This window comes from Pseudomonas sp. S4_EA_1b (assembly GCF_016307435.1).
Taxonomy (GTDB): Bacteria; Pseudomonadota; Gammaproteobacteria; order Pseudomonadales; family Pseudomonadaceae; genus Aquipseudomonas; species Aquipseudomonas rhodesiae.
In genome coordinates, this window is the sequence record NZ_JAEILC010000101.1 from 1 (window position 1) to 2828 (window position 2828).

General features: G+C 56.6%; 4 protein-coding genes. All 4 read right to left on the reverse strand.

All coding sequences use genetic code 11. The annotated features are described in order from the left end of the window. Positions 1–133: 133 nt before the first annotated feature. From YA0848_RS27860 to YA0848_RS27875, 4 genes are read right to left on the reverse strand one after another with little or no spacing between them, the layout of a single operon-like run. On the reverse strand, positions 134–700 hold the full coding sequence (locus YA0848_RS27860) for an OsmC family protein (RefSeq protein ID WP_004574805.1): 567 nt from the start codon (positions 698–700) through the stop codon (positions 134–136). A 14-nt stretch (positions 701–714) separates the two neighbouring features. After that, positions 715–1491 carry an SDR family NAD(P)-dependent oxidoreductase gene (locus YA0848_RS27865; RefSeq protein WP_004574804.1) on the reverse strand — a complete coding sequence of 259 codons (777 nt, stop codon included), beginning with the start codon at positions 1489–1491 and terminating at the stop codon, positions 715–717. A 59-nt stretch (positions 1492–1550) separates the two neighbouring features. Next, the gene (locus YA0848_RS27870; RefSeq protein ID WP_004574803.1) at positions 1551–2135 is read right to left on the reverse strand and encodes a TetR/AcrR family transcriptional regulator; all 585 of its coding nucleotides are present in this window, start codon (positions 2133–2135) and stop codon (positions 1551–1553) included. Then, entirely contained in the window at positions 2132–2812 is a 681-nt protein-coding gene (locus YA0848_RS27875; protein WP_004574802.1) for a cupin domain-containing protein, read from the reverse strand. Before YA0848_RS27875 ends, YA0848_RS27870 begins: the two co-directional genes overlap by 4 nt. Positions 2813–2828: the final 16 nt, after the last annotated feature.

Genomic DNA, 2828 nt, shown 5'->3' on the forward strand with positions numbered 1-2828 from the left:
TGACATCCAGTTAGGGTATACCTCAAATTGACACTGCGTATTCCAGAGAACGTGATGACGGAAGGTTGAACCTTCCGTCATAGCGCATCTGGTTTGGCCTCCCGTCAGCCAACCACGGGAAACACTGACTCGATCATTGGAGAATGGTCAGCTTGGCCTTGAGATCAATGGCTCTCGCGAAGTTGTGGTAATTCGGCGATGTTCGCTGCACCTGCGCGTGCAATGCTTTCAGCGCCGCCGAATCCGCCGACGACTCCATTTCGACCTCATACTCGACCTGGTCGTACCCTGGATTGATCCCAGGATCGATTCCAAGAAAACCTCTCAGATCGAGGCTTCCCTTCGTGCGGATAGTCAGCGATTGCAACTCGATGTTCATTGCCGCCGCATTTGCCGCGTAGGTTGCAGTCATGCATGCGTTCAACGCAGCCAGGATCAATTCTTGTGGATTAGCGGCCGTGTCGGTACCGAGCAATTCTGCCGGTTCGTCCGCGTCGATGACAAAGCCGCGCGCCAAGGCCGTGTCACCTAGTACGAGCGGCATGGTTCGCGCACGCGTCCGGGTGCCACCCTCCCAGGTTGTCACGACGCCGAACGTCGCGATGCCTGCGGCGGGCTTTGCTGCGACCTGATCTGCAAACTCACGCAATGCGCCGACGTTGATCCCGTTGCCGGGAGTTCCTTTAATGTTTGTGTTCATTTCTCGTTCCCCCATTATGTGTTACGCCCGGCCATCACGCCGCCGTCAACGTCCCAGATTGCGCCCGTCACCCATGCTGCCTTGTCCGACAACAGGAAGAGGATGACCTCGGCGACGTCTTGTGGCGTCCCAACCCTGCCGATTGGGTGGAAGCTGTTGAATCCCTGTAAGGCGCCATGAACCTCGGCCTTGGGTATGAATCCCTCGTAAATCGGCGTTTCGACAACCGCCGGAGAAACGGCATTGACCCTGATTTGTTTGGATGCCAGCTCCATCGCAAGGTGCTGGGTCAGCGAATGCAAACCTGCTTTTGCCATCGAATACGCGGACGACGGCGTAGCCGCAATCGCCTGCTTGCCCCACATCGAGCCGATGTTCACAATGGCGCCGGGACGCTCGCTGGCCACGAGATTGGCCACGACTTTTTGTGTGATGAAGAAGAACGCTTTATTCAACGTCAAATATTGTTCGTAATCACTTTCCGTGTGCTCAAGAAACGCCTTCGGGAAGAACACCCCAGCCGCGTTGACCAGAAGATTGATGTCCTTGTGGTGTTCATCGATGGTATGCAGGAGTCGCTTCACATCTTCGGCTCGCGAGAGATCGGCAGTCAGGGCGGTCACGGTGCCCAACGACGACAGCGCCTTGCGGGCCTCTTCGGCCTTGTCTTCACGGTGACCGACGATGACGACGCTTCCGCCTTGCTCAAGAACCATGCGGGCAGTTTGCAGTCCCATCCCGCTAGTGCCGCCGATGACCAACAACTTCTTGCCATTAAATTCAGTACTCATAATAATCTCCTTAACTACCAACTAAATGGTAGGGTTGTGTTGCAAAAAAAGTGCCGACCTCAGGTCAACACGGTGGAAAGAAAAGTGTTTCCAACTTCGGCCGGTCCGCGTGACGACCGCATGCCACGGCCCACCATCATCGAGCCTTCCAACGCGCACAAGAATGCCTCTGCGAGAGCCTCTGGGGTGGAATTCGAGGTGATCAGCGCGGCACGCTGACCATCGGCAACGACAAGAGTCAACCAGTCGAGATTGACTTTAAAGAATCGCTCGACCTCGCTCACAACGGCGTCCGGCAGCGAGTCCGACTCGGCACCCAACATGCCGCAGACACAAAGGCGCCGGTCCTTGGCGAAGGTGCGTTCGAAAAGTGCCGCATACGCAGTTAGCCTGTCAGGCGCTTTCGCATGCTGCCCTTCGATGCTCAGCAACTCCTCACGAAACCGGTGCGTATAGCGCTGTGCGACCACGGCCACGAGTTCACCCTTCTTGGGAAAGTGGTGGTGGATACTTGGTTTTTTGATGCCTACCAACTGGGCCACGTCGTCGTATGAGAAGCCGTTGTAGCCGTGCTGCTGTACCAACCCTTCAGCGGCATCGACCACCCGCTCGGCGGTCGGCGAGATTTCGGAGAAATGCTTCATGCAAGCGCCTCATTTGATTCGGCGACTGGCAGGTGGCCTGTCTTGACCAGGATGGTGCAGCCTGTATTGCTGAAGGGACGGTGAGCACTCAAATGCGGACTGCGCATCCATGTGCCGGTAGGGTAGCTTCCGAACTCATCCTCAAAGACGCCTTCCAACACATAGATTTCTTCACCGCCGTAGTGACGATGCGAATTGAATCGTGTCCCCGGGGCCCAGCGCACCAAAGCCGTATGTTGTGTGTCGAACTCAGAAAGTGGCATCACCGACAGACCCGGCACGAGGCCTGGAAACCAGGGGCCGTTACGGGTGTCGACCACGGTGCGTTGGCTGTCGGCTAGATCAAGATGGCGCAGCTTGACGAACAACGTGCAACCCGTCGCGGAGCTCGGTGCATGCGAAGAACCTGGTGGATTCTTGATGTAAGTCCCAGGCCCGAAGGTCCCGGATTCGTCGCTGAATTCGCCGTCCAGGACCAGAATCTCCTCGCCCAAGTCGTGCTTATGATTTTCAAAAGCGGAGCCCGGCGCGTATCGCACGATCGAGGTGGCACGCGCCACTTCGTCGCCATCACGCTCCAGTAACTGGCGTTGAATCCCGGTCGCTGGCGAATCGACCCACTGTAAGCTTGAAGGCTCGACGACAACACGCTGCGAAAGATCTGAATTGAGTTTCATGGCTTTATTTCATCTA